This window comes from Mesorhizobium sp. M0701 (genome assembly GCF_040320365.1).
Taxonomy (GTDB): Bacteria; Pseudomonadota; Alphaproteobacteria; order Rhizobiales; family Rhizobiaceae; genus Mesorhizobium.
Window position 1 is genome coordinate 1 of sequence record NZ_JAMYPO010000033.1, and the last position, 20582, is coordinate 20582.

Sequence of the window (20582 nt, forward strand, 5' to 3'; positions counted from 1 at the left end):
GTTCCCATCAGCCATCGCATCAAGAAATGCGCCTGGAACGACGACTATCTCATCAATGCCATCACTCATATGCGATAGCCCTGCCTTCTTGTGGGAGAAGGTGGATTGCCGCGTAGCGCCGAGACGGATGAGGGGTGCTGGAAGAAATGCAGCGTAAAAAGACCGAGGGATTTTAAGTGCTTAGTTCTTCAAGCTAGCGATCATTCCAGCACCCCTCATCCGACCGAGCTTCGCTCGGCCACCTTGTCCCACAGGGGGGAGAAGGAGACTCCTATACCTTTGCCACCTTGCGGATCGCGCTCGACGACAGCGACGAACGCGGGCCGTGGATGAAGGTCCAGGCCGGCGCCGTCATGCGGGCGAGCCGCGGTGCGTCGCCCTCGTCGACGCGAGCATAGTCGAAGGTCTTGGCGACCACCGACGACAGGAACGACAGCGTCGCACCTGGCCGGTCGACCACCGCGATCGGGAACGTCATGACGATGCGGCGCCAGCGCTGCCAGCGGTGGAAGTCGCGAAGCGAGTCGGCGCCCATGATCCAGACAAAATCGACGCCCGGGTTACGCGCCTTGACCAGCGCCAGCGTGTCGGCGGTGAAGCGGACGCGGTGGGCCGCCTCGAATGCGGTGACCTTGATCTTCGGGTTCTTCGCGATCTTTTCGGATAGCTGCAGCCGCTCGGCCAGCGGCGCCAGGTCTCCGGCATTCTTGAGCGGATTGCCGGGCGTCACCATCCACCACAGCTGATCGAGCGCAAGGCGTCTGAGTGCGATCTCGGCGACCAGCGCATGGCCGGCATGCGGCGGGTTGAACGAACCGCCGAACAGCCCGACCGCCACGCCTTTCCCGGCATGCGGCATGTGCAGATAGTGGGAGGATACGGATTCCTTACCCTCCCCCTTGTGGGGAGGGTCGATCCGCGAAGCGGAGCGGGGTGGGGGTGTTGCAGAGTTCAGCGTCGCACCCCCACCCGGCTCGCGATGCTCGCCACCCTCCCCACAAGGGGGAGGGTAAGACCGGCGCTCAAGGCCTCACCTGTCCCGACCCGCGTACGCGGTATTTGAACGAGGTCAGTTGCTCGACGCCGACCGGCCCGCGTGCATGCATCTTGCCGGTGGCGATGCCGATCTCGGCGCCCATGCCGAACTCGCCGCCATCGGCAAACTGGGTCGAGGCGTTGTGCAGAAGGATCGCCGAATCGACCTCGTTGAAGAACCGGTCGACCGCTGTGGCGTCCTCGGCGATGATCGCCTCGGTGTGATGCGAGGAAAACGTCTCGATATGCTCGATGGCGCCGCCAATGCCGTCGACCAGCTTCACCGCAATGATGGCATCGAGATACTCGGTCACCCAGTCTGCATCGGTCGCGGGCTGGGCATCGGCATAAAGCCTCAGCGCCTCGGCATCGGCATGGATCTCGCAGCCTGCCGCCCGCAAGGCCTCGAGGATCGGCACCAGGTGCGTGCCGGCGGCGGCACGGTCGACCAGCAGCGTCTCGGCAGCACCGCACACCCCGGTGCGCCGCATCTTGGCATTGACCGCGATCTTGACCGCCATGTCGAGATCAGCCGATCGGTCGATATAGAGATGGCAGATGCCCTCGAGATGCGCGAAGACCGGCACCCGTGCCTCGTTCTGCACACGCTCGACCAGGCTGCGGCCGCCGCGCGGAATGATGACCTCGAGATTGCCGGAAAGTCCTTTCAGCATTTCGCCGACGGCGGCGCGATCGGTGGTCGGCACCAATTGTATGGCATCCTCCGGCAGCCCGGCTGCCTTCAGCCCCTCGACCAGGCAGGCATGGATAGCGGCGGAAGAATTCGCCGAATCCGAGCCGCCGCGCAGGATCACCGGATTGCCCGCCTTGAGGCAGAGCGCGCCGGCATCGGCGGTCACGTTAGGCCGGCTCTCATAGATGACGCCGACGACGCCGAGCGGCGTGCGCACCCGTTCGATATGCAACCCGTTCGGCCGGTCCCATGCGGCAATGACATCGCCGACCGGATCGCGTAACCCGGCGATCTCGCTGATACCGTCTGCCATGGCGCGGATGCGGGCGGGATCGAGCTTCAGCCGATCCATCGACGCTGCCGATAGGCCAGCCTCCCTGCCATTTCTGATGTCGATGGCATTGGCGTCGAGGATGTCCTGCTCATGCCGAAGGATCGCCTGAGCCATGCCGAACAGCGCCGCGTGCTTGCGCTCGGCCGCAGCTATGGCCAGCGGGCGGGCCGCGGCACGCGCGCGGCGGCCGATATCGGCCATCAGCGCCACGGTATCATCCCGGGATTTTTCATGCAGCGTCAGCATGGCTCATCCTCCGCTATGTAACCTGGTCACCGACTACTTGCTCGCCACCGGCATGGCTCACCACAAGATCGTCGCGGTGGATCATCGCCGAACGCGCCTCGTAGCCGAGCACGGTTTCGATCTCGGCCGTCTTCAGGCCAGCGATCCTTACGGCATCGGCGGCATCATAGGCAACCAGCCCGCGCGCGATCTCGCGGCCCTCGGGCGACAGGATCGCCACCGTGTCGCCACGCGCAAAATTGCCGCTGACCAGTTTGACGCCGGCCGGCAGCAGCGACTTGCCGGAGAGCAGCGCGCCGATGGCGCCGGCATCGACGGTCAGCCGTCCTGCAGGTTCGAGCTGCCCGGCGATCCAGGTCTTGTAGCCCTTGACCGGATTGGCGCTCGGCCGGAAGAAGGTGGCACGCTCGCCGCGCTCGATTGCCAGCAGCGGCGACAGCCGCGTGCCCGATGTGATGATCATGGCGGTGCCGGCGGCGGTCGCGATCTTGCCGGCGTCGAGCTTGGTGCGCATGCCGCCGCGCGACAATTCCGAAGCAGCGGCACCCGCCATCGCTTCGATGTCGGGAGTGATGCGGTCGACGACCTGAATGAATCGAGCTTGCGGGTCACGCGCCGGCGGTGCCGTGTAGAGCCCGTCAACGTCGGAGAGCAGCACCAAAAGGTCGGCGCCCATCATAGTGGCGACGCGCGCCGCCAGCCGGTCGTTATCGCCATAGCGGATTTCGGAGGTGGCCACCGTATCGTTCTCGTTGATGACCGGCACCGCCTTCATCTTGAGCAGTGTCGAGATCGTCGCCCGCGCGTTGAGATAGCGGCGGCGCTCTTCGGTGTCGCCGAGCGTCAGCAGGATCTGGCCCGATTTCAAGCCATTCTTGCCGAGCGCATCCGACCAGGCGCCGGCTAAGGCGATCTGCCCGACGGCAGCAGCAGCCTGGCTCTCCTCGAGCTTCAGCGCCCGCTTGCCGAGGCCGAGGATGGTGCGGCCGAGTGCAATCGCCCCGGAAGACACGACGAGAATTTCGGCGCCGCCACTGGCCAGCACGGCGATGTCGTCGGCAAGCGAGGCCAGCCAGTCGCGCTTCAGGCCCGTCGTGCGGTCGACAAGCAGCGCCGAGCCGATCTTGACGGCAATGCGCCGATAATTTTTCAGCGATTGCGCGGCCATGGCTATGCGTTCCAGCGCGTCTCGACCGGCGCGGCGACGGCTTCGCGTGCCTCCGCCACCACCCCCATCAGCGCGCGCAGCACCGCCTCGACGCCCTCGCCGGTGACGGCGGAAAGCAGCATCGGCGCGCGGCCGGCGGCGCGTTTCAGCGAGGCGGCTTTCGCCTTGCGCGCGGCGGCATCGAGTATGTCGACCTGGGAAAGCGCGACGATCTCGACCTTGTCGGTCAACCCGTTTCCATAGGCGCCGAGTTCGGCGCGCACGGTCTTGTAGGCCTTGCCCGGATTTTCTTCCTGCGCCGAGACGAGGTGCAGAAGGACGCGCGTGCGCTCGACATGGCCAAGGAAGCGGTCGCCGATGCCGACACCTTCATGCGCGCCTTCGATCAGGCCCGGAATATCGGCAATGACGAATTCGCGACCGTCGATGCGGGCCACGCCAAGGCCCGGATGCAGCGTGGTGAAGGGATAGTCGGCGATCTTCGGCTTGGCCGCGGTGACCGCCGCCAGGAAGGTCGACTTGCCGGCGTTGGGCAGCCCGACAAGGCCGGCATCGGCGATCAGCTTCAGCCTGAGCCAGATGTTGAGCTCTTCGCCCGGCAGTCCGGGATTGGCGCGGCGCGGCGCCTGGTTGGTCGAGGTCTTGAAGTGCTGGTTGCCGAAACCGCCATTGCCGCCCTTGGCCAACAGAAAGCGCTGGCCGACGACCGTCAGATCGCAGATCAGCGTCTCATTGTCCTCGGCAAAGACCTGTGTTCCGGCCGGCACTTTCAGCGTTACGTCGGCACCCTTGGCGCCGGTCATGTTGCGGCCCATGCCGTGCGTCCCGGTCTTGGCCTTGAAATGCTGCTGGTAGCGATAGTCGATCAGCGTGTTCAGCCCATCGACCGCCTCGACCCAGACATCGCCGCCGCGACCGCCGTCGCCGCCGTCCGGGCCGCCGAACTCGATGAACTTTTCGCGCCGGAACGACACCGAACCGGCGCCGCCGTCGCCGGAGCGGATGTAGACCTTGGCTTGATCGAGAAATTTCATCGGATTGTATGGTTTCTGCTATTGGCTTTGCGGGATTGCTCTAAACCAAGGCGGGTCGAAGGGCGAGGGCCGTTTTTGCTACTGTAACGTCGCGCGTAGCTCTGGACGCGTACCATTTGGTTGACCCTTGCCGAAAAATCGATCCTCGGCTTTCCAAGCGCGAGATGTCGGAATGAAGCTGGTAACTTACAATATCCACTACGGCGTCGGCCTCGACGCCCGCTATGATATCGGCCGTATCGCCGATGCCGTGCGCGGCGCCGACGTGATCGCGCTGCAGGAGGTCACCCGCGCTAACCCGAAGAATGGCGGCCGCGACATGGTGGCCGACCTCGGCGAGGCGCTGCCCGACTATTTTGCCGTCTACGGCAGCAATTTCGAAGCCGACGCTGGCTCGCGCCTGGAGAACGGCCGCGCCATCACGACCACCTTCCAGCTCGGCAACATGGTGCTGTCGAGGACGCCGATCCATCTGTCGCGCAATCTCCTTTTGCCGCGCAGCCGCAGTGTCGAGGCGATGAACTTCCAGCGCGGCGCGCTGGAGGCGCTGATCGAAACGCCGCTTGGTCCGATCCGCTTCTATTCCACCCATCTCGACCACCGCAGCCCGGTTGAACGCCTGAGCCAGATCCGCTTTCTGCGCCAGCGTCTGTTGAAATACCCGCTCGAGGGCGGCGGGCTCTCCGGCGTCGCCGAGATCGGCTTGCCGGACCTGCCTTGTCCCGACGCCTTCGTCGTCATGGGCGACTTCAACATGCTGGCTGGATCGCCGGAACATGTCGAACTCGCCGGCCAGCCTGACCATGAATTCGGCATGCCGGTGACCGCCGACCTCGCCATCGATGCTGCCACGCGCCTCGGCGCCGCCGGCGCCGATCTCGTCACCTGGGTCGACCCCAAGCGGCCGGGCGATACCAGCCGCTACAAGCGCATCGACTACGTCTTCACCAGCGCCTCGCTTGCCAAATCGCTGAGGCGCCTGTGGGTCGACCGGCAAGCGGCCGGTTCGGATCACTTGCCGGTCTGGCTCGAGATGACGTGAGCCGCATCCATCAAAAATGCACCCAGTTCCGCAGGCTGGTCCAGGTCTTGCGATCGAGACGGTAGCGCTCGACCGGAACCTGACCGGCAACGATCGAGTTCAGCATGCCCTGGCCGGCATACTGGAAGCCGCATTTGTGGATGACCCGGCGCGAGGCCGGATTGATAACCCGCGTCGAGGCGTGCAGCACCTGGATCGTGGTTCTCTGGAAGGCAAGGTCGACCAGTGCGTGCGCTGCCTCCGTCGCGTAGCCGCGTTTCCAGTACGGCTCGCCGATCCAGTAGCCGAGCTCCAGCCCACGATCCGTGGTGTTGAGCCCGGCACAGCCGACGAAGGTCTCGGTGCCGGCCAGCGTCAACGCATAGGCGATTCCGGCCCGGCGCGATGCAGTCATGGCCAGGAAAGCGCGTGCCTCCGCCTCGCCATAGGGATGCGGCATGCGAGCCAGCATTTCCGCGACATGGCGGTTGTCGGCGAGCGCCACCAATTGCTCGATGTCGCTCTCACGCGGGGGCCGCATGACTAGCCGCTCGGTGATCAGGACCGGGCAATCTATCGCGTAACTTTCGTCGTCTGTCGCTTCCGCTTCGGCAACCATATCAAAGTCCTCCAGGCACAAGAAAAAGGGGAGATGGAAACCCATCTCCCCTGATCCATTTCCTGGCTTGGCCAGACACCGGTTCCCGAGATGGGTGCCGGTGTTCTCGTGCGGAACCGGCTACTCCGCTGCCTTCGTCATCGGGTTCACCGATACGTAGGTTCGGCCATTGGCTTTTTTGTTGAAGGTGACTGCGCCAGCTTCGAGCGCAAACAGCGTGTGGTCCGTGCCAATGCCGACATTGGTGCCGGGATGCCACGTCGTGCCACGCTGACGAATGATGATGTTGCCCGGAATCACGGCTTCGCCGCCGAACTTCTTCACGCCGAGCCGCTTGGAATGGGAGTCGCGACCATTGCGCGACGATCCGCCAGCTTTCTTGTGTGCCATCTAACTACTCCGATGCGCCGCGAGGCGCCTAAACGATCTTATGAACGCGTTCGCGTTCCGTTTCAAGTCCGATCCGGCGACGATTGCGCCGGTTCGTTCTACTTCTTCGCCAATTCCTTGGCCTGCTCGCGCCAGTCCTTGATCTGGTCGGCGCTGAACGGCATGTGCTCGTCGATCTTGGCGACGTCCTTGTCGGACAGCTTGGCGATCTGGGCAAAGGTGGTGATGCCCTGTTCGTTGAGCTGGCCGGCGGCGACCGGGCCGATGCCCTTGATCACGGTCAGGTCGTCCGGCTCGCCTTTCGGCGCCTTGAACAACGGCGCGGCGGCTTCGGCAGCCTTGTCCTCGGTCGTCTCGGCTTTGGCTTCCTTCTTCGGCGCAGCCTCTGCCTTCGCTGCTGCCTTCGGCGCGGCTTCAGCCTTCGCCTCGGTCTTGGCGGCGACCTCGGCCTTGGCTTCGGTCTTGGCGGCGGCCTTCTTCGCCGGCTTGGCGCCACCCAGCAGGATTTCGGCGATCCTGACGGTGGTCAAAAGCTGGCGATGGCCGATCTTGCGGCGCGAATTCTGCCGACGGCGCTTCTTGAAGGCGATGACGGTGCGGTTCTTGCCTTGCTCGACGACTTCGGCGGTGACCATCGCACCATCCACGAACGGCGCACCGAACGTGACGTTTTCGCCTTCGCCATGCGCGAGCACATTACCGATCTCGACGATGTCGCCGACATTGGCTTCGAGTTTTTCGATCTTCAGGAGATCGTTGGCGGCAACGCGATACTGCTTGCCGCCCGTTTTGATGACTGCGAACATTTTTTGCCTTTCGCTGTTCGGTCGGCCTTGATGAACCGCTTCAGGCGGTTCGGCCGTCTTTTTGTCAGTCTGCGGGTTCAAAAAACAAGCGGCGCGGAAGACCCCTCCACGCCGATTGCGCGCTGTCCCTAACCGAAGGTTCGGCTTGAGTCAAGGCAAGCGCCGCGGGCAAGCTGCGAATGGGTTAAGCCCAGACCTTGCAAATATCGAGCAACGGCCACCGGAGCCTCGAAGAAGCATGGACAGAAGCTGCGGCGCCGGGGCAGATTGGCCCTTGTAACCTGCCTGTCCAGCCGTTATCTAGTGCGCCGCGCCGGCAACGGCGGACCATGACCGCGGAGAGGTGGCAGAGTGGTCGAATGCACCGCACTCGAAATGCGGCATGGGTGCAAGCCCATCGGGGGTTCGAATCCCTCCCTCTCCGCCACTTCGGAATGTGTCCAGCATCTCTCATCGCGCCGGTAATGGCTTAAGATGGCACGCTATGCAGCCTTCCGCCGCAATTGGCTCACGCTCAGCCACACCGCCGAAACCAGGAAATACAGGGCGCCTACTGCGGCATAGCCGGCCACGTTGGAGATCGATGGCGGCATCGGCATCCGCGTCTGCGCGATGAAAAACGTGCCTGCCAGTGCTGATTGCCCTCCGCTCAGGATCATCGCCCACTGCGCACCAGAGCTCTTCCAACGGCGGACGGCGGTGCCGAGTTGAAGCAGGCCGGACAGGATCGCCCATAGGCCGAACACGCCGAGCACCCAATTCATGCTCATCTTCAGCGCAACAATGACCGCGAGCGTTGTCGCCACACTGACCACGACGTTGATGGTCTGGGTGCGATTCTGTCCCAATCCTCCGCTGCGCGATGCGTCGACAAAATTGGCCAGGGCATCCCATGCAGGATAAGCCACGAGCAAAACCGCCGCGACCACCCCGGAATGCTGTCCCACCGTAAAGGCAGCCGCCACCCAGACAGCCGAGAATGCCGTCCGAGCGAAGTAATAGAGCTTGAGCCATTGTTCCTGGCTGGCGCGGGAAAGATCGCCATCGTGAATCGTCATTGGATCATCCTTTCGACTAGTAGGTAGGGCTCTCGACGAATGTCGCAGAGTCGTTACGGCTATGGTTAGTTGAGGTCTTAGGGTCGTATTTGGAGGGAACGCAGAGCGAGCCGCTCCAGGAGTGGGCCTGTCACGACGCCGAATATCTTCGGATCGCCATAGGCCCGTGCTGAAAGCATCGCGCCGTGAACGGTCGCCATGAACGCTTCAGCCTCGGCACGAGGGGTGCTCATCAGTCGAAATTGGCCGTGCCGCACGCCGCGCTCCATCACCGATGTAAGCCACCCTGACAGCGAGCGGAAATGCGCCCGGACCTCAAGGCTAACTTCCTCGGGCAGCACGGGGAGCTCGCTTGCCAACAGCGCGCAGATACAAAACGGGGCGCTGGCGTTCGAGATGCAGGCTTCCCAATACCCGGCATAGATCCGCAACTGTTCGAGCGGATCGGATTCGTGAAGTTCGACATTTGCCATCCCCGCTTCAGTTTCTTCGCGATACCGCGCAACCAGCGTCCGAACCAGATCGACCTTGCTTGGGAAATGGTGATGGATGCTCGCTTTACGGATCCCGACCACATCAGCAATGTCGGCATAACTGAAACCGTTGTAGCCGCCAGCGACGATCAGTGAACGTGCACAAACCAGGATGTCATCAGAGGTGGTAGACAAGTTGCTCATGCTTTTACCTACCTTCTGGTAGGATGGCTGTCAAGCCTCCTTGCAACGCGAGTAGCGTGAAATTGCGTGGCTATGGCGTAGACCTCATTCGATCTTCATTGTTTTCGGCCCGCCATCCATTCAGAAAGCTCCGGGTGTTTTGTCGATCGAGGTAGCCATCCCACTTCGAGGACGAGGCAACACCCTCCGGCCGACCGGACCACCGCTAATAGCCGTGCGGCACTAGGCGTCTGCACCGACTGCGCTATCTCCCCATCGTTAGCTTGTTCTATCGCTGGTTGAAGACTGGGAGGTTTCCATGGATCGGCGACTATTTTTGACAGGAATGTTTGGCATTGCCGGGGCCGCGGCCCTTGCAAGCACGGTTCGGCCAATCAACGCAGTGGCCGGCGTTCCAACTGCCAGAAGCGGCATTCTCGATGAGCTCGAGGCGCCGGATGTCGAGACCTTCGACGACGATGAAACTCAAGCAGAGTTGCAACCAGTCTATCATCGCCGGTGGCACATGCCGCGCCGGCGCCGCCGGCGCGCTTGGAGAAGGGTCTGTCGCGTTTACTGGCGAAACGGCTATCGGCGCAGGCGGTGCTTCCGCAGGCGCGTCTGGGTCTGGTTTCGATTTTAGCAACTGGCCGGCTTGAACCCTGGCCATCGCGGCCGGGGTTTTCGCCTCAGGCGGCCGTTAGCGCCCTTAGGCAGCTTTCCTAAGGGCGCGGAGGAAGCTGACGGTGTTTGCAGGTTTCAGAGCCACCAGCCTACGACTGGACGATACGACGATTTTCGCAAGGGTCGGAGGCACCGGTCCGCCGCTGCTGCTTCTTCACGGTTTTCCAGAAACGCATCTGATGTGGAGGGATATCGCCGCAGCCTTGGCGCTCCGCTTCACGGTGGTCGCCGCCGACCTTCGAGGCTATGGGCAAACCGGATGTCCGGTTTCCTCTGCCGATCATAGCCCATACGCCAAACGCGCCATGGCCGGCGACATGGTTCAGGCCATGAAGCAAATGGGGTTTGAGCGGTTCATGGTTGCCGGGCATGATCGTGGCGGGCGGGTTGCCTATCGCCTGGCGCTGGACCATCCCGACAACGTGCTCAAAATCGCCGTCCTCGACATCATCCCCACCGCCGCAACATGGGATCGGGCGGATGCCAGACTGGCGCTCGGCTTCTGGCCCTGGAGCCTTCTTGCCCAGCCGGAGCCCCTGCCGGAGCGTCTGATCGGCGCGGCTCCCGATGCCGTCGTCGACGATGCAATAACGCAGTGGGGATCGTCGGCGAAAATGGTCTCCAAAGAGGTCAGGAACGCCTATGTTGATGCGCTTCGCGATCCCGCGCATATTCATGCCATCTGCGAAGAGTATCGCGCCGCTGCGACGATCGATCGTGAACATGACGCGTTGGACCGCGCAAACGGTCGTCGCATCGACTGTCCGCTACTGGCGCTATGGAGTGGCGAAGGCGCCCTGGAGAACTGGTATGCGCAAGAAGGCGGGCCGCTGGCCATCTGGAGGAAATGGGCCGACAGAGTGGCAGGACGCGCTGTCCAAGGCGGGCACTTTTTCCCGGAAGAGCACCCCGACAAGACGGCAGCGGCTCTCTCGGAATTCTTTGAAGACAAACAGGTCGGTCAGCACAGGGTATTGTAGAGGTCACATGCTTCAGTTACGCGGAACCTCGGGAGCGCTTCACGGCCTGAGATCTAGAACCTCCGGAAATCCGCCCGTCCGGCATCAATGTGCTTGATAAGGGAATGAAGGCGATCTCCACGGCCGCGCCTCTGATATGCAGCCTCATGTTTGTCGGAAGTTGCGCATCGCCTTTGCCGGCATCCTTTGATGCTGCGAAATACGACAAGATGAGTTGCGTCGAGCTCAACGTGGCGATGGGCGCTGTCGCCGACGAAATGTCGGCGACAGCCATCGCTCGTGGCAAAGTCGTCCACACCAACATTCCGGGCTGGCTGTTGGGAGGGCAGCGTGTCGCCTCGACCGTGGCTGCCCGCCAGAGTGCGAAGATCGAGCGCTTGCGGCAGCAGGAGGCTGCGATTGCGGCGGCGAGACGAAGCCGGTGCTGATTGCGTCACTGAAGTGGGTCTTCAGCCCGCCACCCCGGATTGATGCGCAGCGATCGCGCCGAGGAATATCTCGCCGAAATCCTTGAGCTTGGCGGCGCCGACGCCGTCGACCGCGGCGAAGGCGTCCAGATCACGCGGGCAGCGTTCGGCCATATCGATCAGTGTACGATCCGAAAAGATCACGAAGGCCGGCACCTGGCGTTCCCGGGCAAGACGCAGCCGCACAGCCTTGAGCGCGGCCAGCAGCGCCGAATCCAGACCTTCCGTGCCCGCTGCGGCATCCTCAGGACGTATCTTGCCTCGCGATGACTGGCGCGCGTCCACGCGATACCGGAACGAGGCCTCGCCCCGAGCCAGCGCACGGCCCTTCTCGGCAATGGCGAGGCCGCCATGGCCGGCTGGGTCCAATGTCAGGAACCCTCCCGCGACGAGCTGGCGGAGCAGCGACAGCAAGAAACGCCTTTTATGCGCCACACCGGTGCCGAAGCTGGCAAGCCTGTGGTGGTTCCTGTCCAGGACCTTCTCGGTCTCATGGCCGAGCAGGACATCGACGACATGGGCGGCGCCGAAGCGCTCGCCGGTCTGTGCGATCGCCGCCAGGATGAGCCGTGCCTCCGCCTCACCATCCGCATGCGGCGCCTGGTCGAGGCAGTTGTCGCAATTGCCGCAAGGCGAAGCACTTTCGCCGAAATAGCCAAGCAGGATCTGACGGCGGCACTGCGTCGTCTCGCAATAACCGATCAGCGTATCGAGTCGGCCATGCGCGCGCCTTTTGTGCTCAGCCGGCGCATCCTCGTCTTCGATGAAAAGCCGGCGCATGCGTATATCGCCGAGACCGAAGAGCAAATGTGCCTCGGCCGCCCGCCCGTCGCGGCCCGCGCGCCCGATTTCCTGGTAATAGGCCTCCAAGCTGCCCGGCAGGTCGGTATGGAAGACATAGGCGACGTCCGGCTTGTCGATCCCCATGCCGAAGGCGATGGTCGCCACCATCACCACGCCGGACAAGGTCATGAAAGCGTTTTGGTTCGCTTCACGCGCGTCCTTGCTCATGCCGGCATGATAGGCGAGCGCGCGAACGCCGTTCCGCTCGAGGAATGCCGCCATCTCTTCGGTCTTTTTGCGCGACAGGCAATAGACGATCCCGCTGCGGCCTGCATGGCGCTGCACGAAGTTTAGCAATTGGCGCTTGCTGTCCTGCTTGGGCTCGATGCCTAGCTTGATGTTCGGCCGGTCGAAGCCGAGCACCACGGTATCGACGCGCCCGTCGAACAGTTGCCCGGCAATGTCGGTGCGCGTCGTCTCGTCCGCCGTCGCCGTCAGCGCAATAATCGGCACTTTCGGGAAAATATCACGTAGTCTCGACAATTCTTCGTATTCGCGCCGGAACGCCGGTCCCCATTGCGAGATGCAATGCGCCTCGTCGATGGCGATCAGCCGGACATCGAGCTTGGTCAACGCCTCGAGCATTCGCACGGTCATTAGCCGCTCCGGTGCAAGATAGAGCAGGCGCGTCTGGCCTGCCGCGACACGGCGCCATCCAGCGACATTGGCATCGCGGTCGAGCGAGGAATTGATCGTATCGGCCGCCACGCCGGCAAGGCGCAATGCGGCGACCTGATCCTGCATCAGGGCCACCAGCGGCGAAATGACAATGGTGAGCCCGCCCAGCACCAGCGCCGGGACCTGGTAGCAGAGCGATTTGCCGGCGCCGGTCGGCATGACGGCCAGCACATGGCGCCTGGCCAGCAGCGCCTCCATAACAGGCGCCTGGCCGGGACGAAAATCATCGAAACCGAATACATCCCTGAGGACGCGCCGCTTGGAATCCTCTGCCGGGATGCTCGCTGCTACCTGCATTACAGAACTTTCGGGGATACGACCTGCCGAAATTCCCCGGCGAATCGCCAGGTGATTGCCTGGACAGCAGATTCGAACATTTGTCGACCCCTCTGGTCCTGTCCGCGGCACCGCCTGAGGCGAACTTCTCTCTCATTGGCCGATATCAGACCGTCGTTCCAGCCCCTATTCGCTTTGGCTGTGAATATCGCACCGCCCCGGAGCGGTTAATCCTATCTTCACCATCATTCGGCAGGTTCAGGTTCTGCGGTGATGTTTTGAGTACCGCGGCGCCACAAGCGCCCAGGCAACACGCCCGCGTCTCTCCGGAGGCGCGGGTTTTTTTCTGAGAACCGGCTGCCTGATCTTCGGGCCCGCAGCTCAGTCGAGGAAATCGGCGCGGTGCGGCGTGAAGCTGTCGACCAGTCGTCCCGCCTGCAGCACCTTGACGCCATGGACAAGGTTGGAAGGAACGATGAAGCTGCTGCCGGTTTCCAGGATCTCGGTCCTGCCGTCGATGGTGACTTCGAAGCGGCCTTCGGCGACGTAGCTCGCCTGGACATGCGGGTGCGAGTGCAGCGCGCCGACGCCGCCCTTGTCGAAACCGAACTCGACCATCATCAGTTCGTCGGTGTGCAGGAGCACGCGCCGGCGGTTGCCGTCGGGCGTCGGCGTCCACGCAGCCTCGCCGGCATGCGAGAAGATTTTGGTTCCGGTCATCGTCAGACTCTCATCGTCGCTGTTCATCGTGCCAGCCAGCCGCCGTCCACCGGCACCAACGCGCCATGCATGTAGTTGGACGCTGGCGCCAGCAGGAAGACGGCTGCGTCGCCGATGTCTTCCGGCGCGCCCCAGCGGCCGGCCGGAATGCGCGCCAGGATCGAAGCGCTGCGGTCGGGATCGGTGCGCAGCGCCTCGGTGTTGTTGGTCTCGATATAGCCCGGCGCAATGCCGTTGACGTTGATGTCCTTTGCCGCCCATTCACATGCAAGCAGGCGGGTGATGCCGAGCACGCCGTGTTTGGAGGCGGTGTAGGAGGCGACGCGAATGCCGCCCTGAAAGCTCAGCACCGAAGCGATGTTGACGATCTTGCCGCGCCGTCCCGGCTCGGCAAGCACGCGCCTGGCAAAACTCTGGCTGAGGAAGAACACCGTCTTCAGATTGACGCCCATGACGTCGTCCCAGTCGGCTTCGGTGAGGTCGACCGCGTCGGCACGCCGGATGATGCCGGCATTGTTGACCAGGCCATCGAGCGGCCCCGTATCCGCCCAGACGCGGTCAAGCATCGCCTGGGCGGCGGCATCGTCGCCAAGGTCGCAGAGGACCGCCTCGAAGCGGCCGCCGACAGCCGCAATCTTCTCCGCCGTCTCGTCCATCGCCGACCGGCCGACGCCGACGACCGCGCCGCCTGCGCGCGCGATCGACACGGCGATGCCTTGGCCGATGCCGGTATTGGCGCCGGTGACGAGGATGCGCTTGCCGGCAAGGCTGAAGGCCGAGAGATCGCTCACTTGAGCTCCTCCATCGCCACCAGGTCGACATCGGTATAGTCGACATTATCGCCGGCCATCGCCCAGATGAAGGCGTAGTTGGAGGTGCCGGCGCCCGAATGGATCGACCATCCCGGCGACAGCACCGCCTCCTCGTTGCGCATGACGAGATGGCGCGTTTCGTCCGGCTCGCCCATGAAATGAAACACCCGCGCCGCCTCCGGCAGATCGAAATAAAGATAGGCTTCCATGCGCCGGTCATGCACATGGCATGGCATGGTGTTCCAGACCGAACCGGAGGCAAGCTGCGTCATGCCGACGACAAGCTGACAGGTCTTTACCCCATCGGCATGGATGAACTGGAAGATCGAGCGCTCGTTGGAGGTTGCCTGGCTGCCGAGATCGAGCCGCTTGGCATCGCCGATGCGGATCAGCCGGTTGGGATGGCTCTGATGCGCCGGCGCGCTGAGCAGGTAGAACTTAACCGGCTCAGCCAGATTGGTCGCAGCGAACGACACCTCATCGGTGCCCATGCCGAGATAGAGCATGTCGCGCGCCTGCAGCTCGTAGGATTGGCCGCCGGCTTTGACGACGCCCGCGCTGCCGATGTTGACGATGATCATCTCACGGCGGTCGAGAAAATTCTTGGTCCCGGTCGGCTTGATCGCCTGCAGCGGCAGCGGTGTACCGGCGGGCATGGCGCCGCCGACTATCATGCGGTCGTAATGGGTGTAGGTCAGGCCGATGCGGCCGGGCTGGAACAAGTCCTCGATGAGGAAATTGTGTCGCAGCTCGTCCGTTCCCATGGCTGCGGCAGAAACAGGGTCGATGGCGAAGCGGGAGGTGAAATCCGTGTGATCGTCAGATTGAATCATTGCTGCCTCAATTGCTCATTCGGTTGCCGCGGCCTTGACCGAGTCGGCATAAAAAACCTGGCGCGCGTGCAGGCGCTCGCGATAGCGCTGCTGGCTGGCACCGAGATGCGCGCGCATCGCCTCCCGCGCCGCTTCGGCATCGCCTGACGAGATAGCATTGAGGATTACCAGATGCTCACGCTGCAGGCCGCGCTGATAGGCGTCCGATTGGGCGATCTCGGTCGACCAGGGCGAGGTCACGTCGCAAGGAATGGCGCGGCGGCCGAGCACGTCGAGCATCTCGACATAGAACGGATTGTTGGTGGCGCTGGCGATTGCACGGTGGAAGGCAAGGTCGGCCGGTCCAGTCGGCTCGCTGTTGAGGAGCAGCCGTTCGAACTCGAAGAAGGCTTCCTGGATTGCCGCTTCCTGCGCGGCGTTGCGCCGGATGGCGGCGAGCCCGGCGGATTCGATCTCGATCGCCAACCTGACTTCGAGCACGTTGAGGGCAATCGAATCCTTGCTGCCCATCTCCGCTGCCAGGGCACCGAACGCTGTCGAGATATGTTCGGTGACGAAAACGCCGGCGCCTTGGCGCGGCTCGACCAGGCCGTCCGCGGCAAGCTTGGCCAGCGCCTCGCGTATCACGGTGCGGCTGACCCCGAAGGTTTCCGTCAGCTGGCCCTCGGTCGGCAGCTTTTGCCCAGGCTGGATCTCGCCCGCCTGCAGCTGCTTGCGGATCGCCGCGACGACGGTTTCCGAAAGCTTCGGTCTTCGTTCGACGCGGAGCCCGACGGCAGTGTCCGATGCCATGTCGCACCCCCTATTTGAAGACGCTCGGCAGCCATAGCGAAATGGCCGGAATGTAAGTGACGAGCGCCAGCACCACGAGGCCTGCGCCATAGAACGGCCAGATCGAGCGCATCGATTCCCAGACGGATATCTTGCCCACTGCGCATGCCACGAACTGAACTGCGCCCACCGGCGGCGTGTTCAGCCCAATGCCGAAATTGAGGATCATGATGACGCCGAAATGCACCGGATCGACGCCGTAGGCCTGCGCCACGGGCAGGAAGATAGGCGTGCAAATGATGATCGTTGGCCCCATGTCCATGAACGTGCCGAGGAACAGCATCAGGAGGTTGAGCAGGAGAAGCACGACCAGCGGATCGTCCGAGATCGCGTTCATGGAGGCGATGAGCGCTGCCGGCACTTTCAGGAAGGCCATCAGCCACGAGAACGCCGCCGCCATGCCGATGATGAGCAGCACCATGGCCGTGGTGCGCACGGCGCCATGGGTGGCATGAACGAACCCTTCCCAGGTCATCTGCCGGTAAACGAAGACGGTCACGAGCAGCGCATAGATGACGGCGATACAGGAACTCTCGGTGGCGGTGAAGACGCCCGATCGCACGCCGCCGAAGATGATCGCGATCAACAGCAGGCCGGGCACGGCGACGGCGAAAAGATGCGCGACTGCGGTGAAGCCCGGAAACGCCTCGGTCGGATAGCCGCGGGAGCGCGCGACGATATAGGCGGTGACCATCAGCGACAGGGCCAGCAGCAGGCCCGGGATGATACCGGCCGTGAACAGATCGGCGATGGAGATCTTTCCGCCTGCCGAGATCGAGTAGATGATCATGTTGTGCGACGGCGGCAGCAGCAGCGCGATCAGTGCCGCCATCGACGTGACGTTGACGGCGTAGTCCGCTCCATAGCCACGCGCCTTCATTTGCGGGATCATCAGGCCGCCTACCGCCGCTGCCTCCGCCACCGCGGAGCCGGAAATGCCGCCGAACAGTGTAGCGGTTGCAATGTTGACCTGCCCGAGGCCGCCGCGCAAATGGCCGACGAGCGAGCCAGCGAAGGCAACGATCTTGCTGGCGATGCCGCCGCGCACCATCAAGTCGCCGGCGTAGATGAAAAACGGAATGGCCAGCAGCGAAAAGACGCTCATGCCGGAATTCAGGCGCTGGAACACGATCAGCGGCGGCAGGCCCATATAGAGGACGGTGGCCAGGCTTGCGACGCCCAGGCAGAAAGCGATCGGCGTGCCGATAAGCATCAGCAGGGTGAAGACGCCGAACAGAATCCACAGTTCCATGGCGTCAGACCTTCACGTTGGCGGTGTCGAGTTCGGCCGCGACTTCGGCCGGCGGCAGTTCATCGAGGGCATCGTCGATCGGCGCGCCGGAGAGGCGAAGCACGATGCGCTCCAGCGTGAAGAGCACGATGAGCGCGCCTCCCGCGACAAGCGGGACATAGTCCCAGCCCCCCGATATGCCGAGTGACGGCAAGACGGAGCCCCAGGTCAATGCGACCAGCTGGCTGCCATACCAGATCATGCCGATGCCGAAGGCGAGCGCGACAAGATCCGAAATCATCCGCAGCCAGCGCTTGCCGCCTTTCGGCAGCACGTAGAGCAGTACGTCGAAGCCAAGATGGTAGTTCTCGCGCACACCGACGGCAGCGCCGAGGAAAATGAACCAGCTCATCAGCATCACCGAGCCCGGCTCGGTCCAGCTCGGCGAGCGGTTCAGAACATAGCGGCCGAACACCTGCCAGGCGACGAAGGCGGTCATCAGCACCAGCCCGATGCCGGCGATCGACAGCGCCGCCGTGCTGACGCGCGACATCACTTGCGCGACGCCGGACAGGAGCGGTGTTGGTCTTGGGCTGGAAGTCACCGGTTTTCTCCCCAGGAGGATGGCGGCACGGAATGTCCGCGCCGCCGCTTGATCACTGCACGGCCTTGATGGCTTCGACCATGGCCTTCAGCTTGTCATCCTTGACGTGCTTCTCGTAGACCGGCCCCATCGCGTCGATGAAGGGCTGCTTGTCCGGCGTCGTGATCTGCGAACCGGCCGCCTCGACCTTGGCGCGCGATTCCTTGACCTTGGCGGTCCACAGCTCGCGCTGCTTGGCGACGCTTTCCTTGGCGGCCGCCTTGAAGATCGCCTGGTCTTCCGGCGTCAGCTTGTCCCAGCTCGACTTCGCCATGACGAAGGCTTCCGGCACCATCGTGTGCTCGTCGAGCGAATAGTACTTGGCGACTTCCGCATGCTTGGCGGTGTCGTAGCTCGGAAAATTGTTCTCCGCGCCGTCGATGACTCCGGTCTCGATCGCCGAATACACCTCGCCATACGGCATCGGCGTCGCGTTGGCGCCGAGTGCCGCCACCATGTCGACGAAGATGTCGGACTGGATGACGCGGAACTTCATGCCGGCCATATCGGCTACAGTGTTGATCGGCTTCTTCGAATTATAGAAGGAGCGCGAGCCGCCGTCGTAAAAGGCGAGCAGCACCAGCCCGACCTGGTCGAACGCCGCCGCGATCTGGTCGCCGATCGCCCCGTCCATGACCTTGTGCATATGCTCTTCCGAACGGAAGATGTAGGGCAGCGAGGGCACGGTGGTCTCCGGGATGAGCCCGTTGAACGGCGCCATCGAGACGCGGTTGAGATCGATCACGCCGGTGCGCACCTGCTCGATCGTGTCCTTTTCCTCGCCAAGTTGCGCGGAAGGATAGATCTCGACCACATAGCGGCCGGCCGTGCGCTCCTTCACCAGCTCGCCGAAATATTTGACCGCCTCGACCGTCGGATAGCCGTCCGGGTGGGTGTCGGACGAGCGCAGAACCGTCTGAGCGCTTGCCGTTCCGGCCAGCAGTGCGGCGGCAACTAGCGTAGTCCCCGCCAGTCTCGAAAAATGCAGCATTGGTTTCCTCCCGTTTGAACGATGGCGGCAAGCGCCGTTAGAGCCGGTACGCCTTTTTCGCGAGCGTATAGGCAAGTTCCTGCGCCAGCTCGTGCGCCTCGTCCTCGCCGAGCCGATGCTCGGCGACGAGACGCGCCAGAAAAGCGCAATCGACCCGGCGCGCCACATCATGGCGGGCCGGTATGGATGGAAAGGCGCGGGTATCGTCGTTGAAACCGACGGTGTTGTAGAAACCGGCGGTTTCGGTGGTCATCTCACGGAACCTGCGCATGCCTTCGGGGCTGTCGTGGAACCACCAGGCCGGCCCGAGCTTCAATGCCGGGTAGACGCCGGCGAGCGGCGCCAGCTCGCGCGCATAGCTGGTCTCGTCGAGGGTGAAGAGGATGATGGTGAGGTCGCGCTCCAGCCCGACGCAGTCGAGCAGCGGCTTCAGCGCCGTCACATAGTCGGTTCGCGTCGGAATATCGAAGCCTTTGTCCCTGCCGAACTTCCGAAAGATAGCCGGCGAATGATTGCGCCAGGAGCCGGGATGGATCTGCAGGACCAGCCCGTCGTCGCGGCTCATCTTGGCCATCTCGGTCAGCATCTGGGCGCGGAACAGCTTTCGCTCGCGCTCGTCGTCCGAGCCCCGGCGGATGCGGTTGAACAGCTCCTGCGCGGCGGCATCCGAGAGATTGGCGGTTTCGGCCGTCGAATGGCCGTGATCGGAGGAAGTCGCGCCAAAGCTCTTGAAGAAGGCGCGCCGCTGGCGATGCGCATCGAGATAGCCGGCCCAATTGCCGGTGTCGCAGCCGGTGATCTCGCCAAGCCGGTCGAGATTGGCCGAGAACCCTTCGAAGTCGGGATCGACGATCGCATCCGGCCGATAGGCGGTGACGACGCGGCCGTCCCAGCCGCTGTCGCGGATCATCTGGTGCCATCTGAGATCGTCGAGCGCGCCTTCGGTCGTTGCGATGACTTCAATATTGAAGCGCTCGAACAGCGCTCGCGGGCGAAAATTCTCCCACTGCAGCAAGGTCGAGATCATATCGTAATGGCGGTCGGCGGTTGCGGCCGTCAGCGGCTCGTCGATGCCGAACAGATGGGCAAGCACATGGTCGAACCACAGCCGGGTCGGCGTGCCGCGGAACAGGTAATAATGCTCGGCGAAGCACCGCCAGATCGTTCTGCCGTCGGTTTCAACCGGCGAGCCGTCAAGCGTCGGCACACCAAGCTCCTCAAGCCGAACGCCCTGGCTGAACAGCATGCGGAAAATGTAGTGGTCCGGCACGATCAGCAACTGCGCCGGATCGGGAAACGCCTCGTTGAGCGCATACCAGCGCGGATCGGTGTGGCCGTGCGGGCTGACGATCGGCAGGTCCTTGACCGTGGCGTAGAGATCGCGGGCCAGCGAAAGCGGGCGCGCCTCGGCGGCAAACAGCAAATCCGGATCCGTCAATGCGGCCACGCAAATCCTCCCAATCCGGACATCGGTAGGGTTGAAAAGAAATAATGTCAACATACAAAAACTGGGTTGTTGTATGATGACTTTT

At 63.2% G+C, this 20582-nt stretch carries 21 protein-coding genes and 1 tRNA gene; 4 read left to right on the forward strand and 18 right to left on the reverse strand.

Features of this window, described 5'->3' with window-relative positions; genetic code table 11:
• Positions 1-271 precede the first annotated feature (271 nt).
• The 4 genes from NKI24_RS25370 to obgE form a co-directional block, all read right to left on the reverse strand.
• Positions 272-859 (reverse strand): nicotinate-nucleotide adenylyltransferase, encoded by a 588-nt coding sequence (locus tag NKI24_RS25370; protein ID WP_352749316.1) that lies wholly within the window; start codon positions 857-859, stop codon positions 272-274.
• Positions 860-1022: 163 nt separating this feature from the next.
• On the reverse strand, positions 1023-2309 hold the full coding sequence (locus NKI24_RS25375; RefSeq protein ID WP_023678072.1) for a glutamate-5-semialdehyde dehydrogenase: 1287 nt from the start codon (positions 2307-2309) through the stop codon (positions 1023-1025).
• 13 nt (positions 2310-2322) lie between these two features.
• Positions 2323-3477 (reverse strand): glutamate 5-kinase, encoded by a 1155-nt coding sequence (proB, locus tag NKI24_RS25380; protein ID WP_352504903.1) that lies wholly within the window; start codon positions 3475-3477, stop codon positions 2323-2325.
• Between the two features lie 2 nt (positions 3478-3479).
• Entirely contained in the window at positions 3480-4511 is a 1032-nt protein-coding gene (gene obgE, locus NKI24_RS25385; protein WP_352504902.1) for a GTPase ObgE, read from the reverse strand.
• A 172-nt stretch (positions 4512-4683) separates the two neighbouring features.
• On the opposite strand from obgE, the gene NKI24_RS25390 reads away from it, so the two are divergent.
• Positions 4684-5553, forward strand: coding sequence for an endonuclease/exonuclease/phosphatase family protein (locus tag NKI24_RS25390; protein WP_352683292.1), 870 nt, complete (start codon positions 4684-4686; stop codon positions 5551-5553).
• Between the two features lie 10 nt (positions 5554-5563).
• On the opposite strand, the gene NKI24_RS25395 is transcribed toward NKI24_RS25390, so the two are convergent.
• The 3 genes from NKI24_RS25395 to NKI24_RS25405 all read right to left on the reverse strand — a co-directional run bounded on the left by NKI24_RS25395 (position 5564) and on the right by NKI24_RS25405 (position 7347).
• On the reverse strand, positions 5564-6151 hold the full coding sequence (locus NKI24_RS25395) for a GNAT family N-acetyltransferase (protein WP_352613307.1): 588 nt from the start codon (positions 6149-6151) through the stop codon (positions 5564-5566).
• A gap of 120 nt (positions 6152-6271) precedes the next feature.
• On the reverse strand, positions 6272-6541 hold the full coding sequence (gene rpmA / locus NKI24_RS25400; RefSeq protein ID WP_023678077.1) for a 50S ribosomal protein L27: 270 nt from the start codon (positions 6539-6541) through the stop codon (positions 6272-6274).
• 98 nt (positions 6542-6639) lie between these two features.
• The gene (locus NKI24_RS25405; RefSeq protein ID WP_352450883.1) at positions 6640-7347 is read right to left on the reverse strand and encodes a 50S ribosomal protein L21; all 708 of its coding nucleotides are present in this window, start codon (positions 7345-7347) and stop codon (positions 6640-6642) included.
• A gap of 337 nt (positions 7348-7684) precedes the next feature.
• Between NKI24_RS25405 and NKI24_RS25410 the strand changes: the two genes are divergently transcribed.
• Positions 7685-7774 (forward strand) — tRNA-Ser (locus tag NKI24_RS25410).
• A 55-nt stretch (positions 7775-7829) separates the two neighbouring features.
• Here NKI24_RS25410 and NKI24_RS25415 read toward each other — a convergent pair.
• Positions 7830-8405, reverse strand: a complete 576-nt coding sequence (locus tag NKI24_RS25415; RefSeq protein WP_352450884.1) for a DUF308 domain-containing protein — start codon at positions 8403-8405, stop codon at positions 7830-7832.
• A gap of 77 nt (positions 8406-8482) precedes the next feature.
• Positions 8483-9082, reverse strand: coding sequence for a TetR/AcrR family transcriptional regulator (locus NKI24_RS25420; protein ID WP_352749325.1), 600 nt, complete (start codon positions 9080-9082; stop codon positions 8483-8485).
• A gap of 725 nt (positions 9083-9807) precedes the next feature.
• Between NKI24_RS25420 and NKI24_RS25425 the strand changes: the two genes are divergently transcribed.
• Positions 9808-10725 (forward strand): alpha/beta fold hydrolase, encoded by a 918-nt coding sequence (locus tag NKI24_RS25425; protein ID WP_352749328.1) that lies wholly within the window; start codon positions 9808-9810, stop codon positions 10723-10725.
• A gap of 209 nt (positions 10726-10934) precedes the next feature.
• Complete coding sequence (locus tag NKI24_RS25430; protein WP_245274746.1) at positions 10935-11153, forward strand: hypothetical protein; 219 nt, start codon at positions 10935-10937, stop codon at positions 11151-11153.
• A 21-nt stretch (positions 11154-11174) separates the two neighbouring features.
• On the opposite strand, the gene recQ is transcribed toward NKI24_RS25430, so the two are convergent.
• The 9 genes from recQ to uxaC form a co-directional block, all read right to left on the reverse strand.
• Entirely contained in the window at positions 11175-13010 is a 1836-nt protein-coding gene (gene recQ / locus NKI24_RS25435) for a DNA helicase RecQ (RefSeq protein ID WP_352749331.1), read from the reverse strand.
• 360 nt (positions 13011-13370) lie between these two features.
• Positions 13371-13709, reverse strand: coding sequence for a cupin domain-containing protein (locus NKI24_RS25440; protein WP_352749333.1), 339 nt, complete (start codon positions 13707-13709; stop codon positions 13371-13373).
• 23 nt (positions 13710-13732) lie between these two features.
• A complete protein-coding gene (gene kduD / locus NKI24_RS25445) occupies positions 13733-14500 on the reverse strand; it encodes a 2-dehydro-3-deoxy-D-gluconate 5-dehydrogenase KduD (protein WP_352450890.1) in 768 nt (255 codons plus the stop codon).
• On the reverse strand, positions 14497-15354 hold the full coding sequence (gene kduI / locus NKI24_RS25450; protein WP_352749337.1) for a 5-dehydro-4-deoxy-D-glucuronate isomerase: 858 nt from the start codon (positions 15352-15354) through the stop codon (positions 14497-14499). Before kduI ends, kduD begins: the two co-directional genes overlap by 4 nt.
• Positions 15355-15369: 15 nt before the next feature.
• A complete protein-coding gene (locus NKI24_RS25455; RefSeq protein WP_352613286.1) occupies positions 15370-16146 on the reverse strand; it encodes a FadR/GntR family transcriptional regulator in 777 nt (258 codons plus the stop codon).
• Positions 16147-16156: 10 nt separating this feature from the next.
• On the reverse strand, positions 16157-17437 hold the full coding sequence (locus NKI24_RS25460; RefSeq protein WP_023678089.1) for a TRAP transporter large permease: 1281 nt from the start codon (positions 17435-17437) through the stop codon (positions 16157-16159).
• A gap of 4 nt (positions 17438-17441) precedes the next feature.
• On the reverse strand, positions 17442-17969 hold the full coding sequence (locus tag NKI24_RS25465) for a TRAP transporter small permease (protein ID WP_023719697.1): 528 nt from the start codon (positions 17967-17969) through the stop codon (positions 17442-17444).
• A 103-nt stretch (positions 17970-18072) separates the two neighbouring features.
• On the reverse strand, positions 18073-19050 hold the full coding sequence (locus tag NKI24_RS25470) for a TRAP transporter substrate-binding protein (protein WP_352749340.1): 978 nt from the start codon (positions 19048-19050) through the stop codon (positions 18073-18075).
• A gap of 37 nt (positions 19051-19087) precedes the next feature.
• Positions 19088-20497, reverse strand: a complete 1410-nt coding sequence (uxaC, locus tag NKI24_RS25475; protein ID WP_352749343.1) for a glucuronate isomerase — start codon at positions 20495-20497, stop codon at positions 19088-19090.
• Positions 20498-20582: the final 85 nt, after the last annotated feature.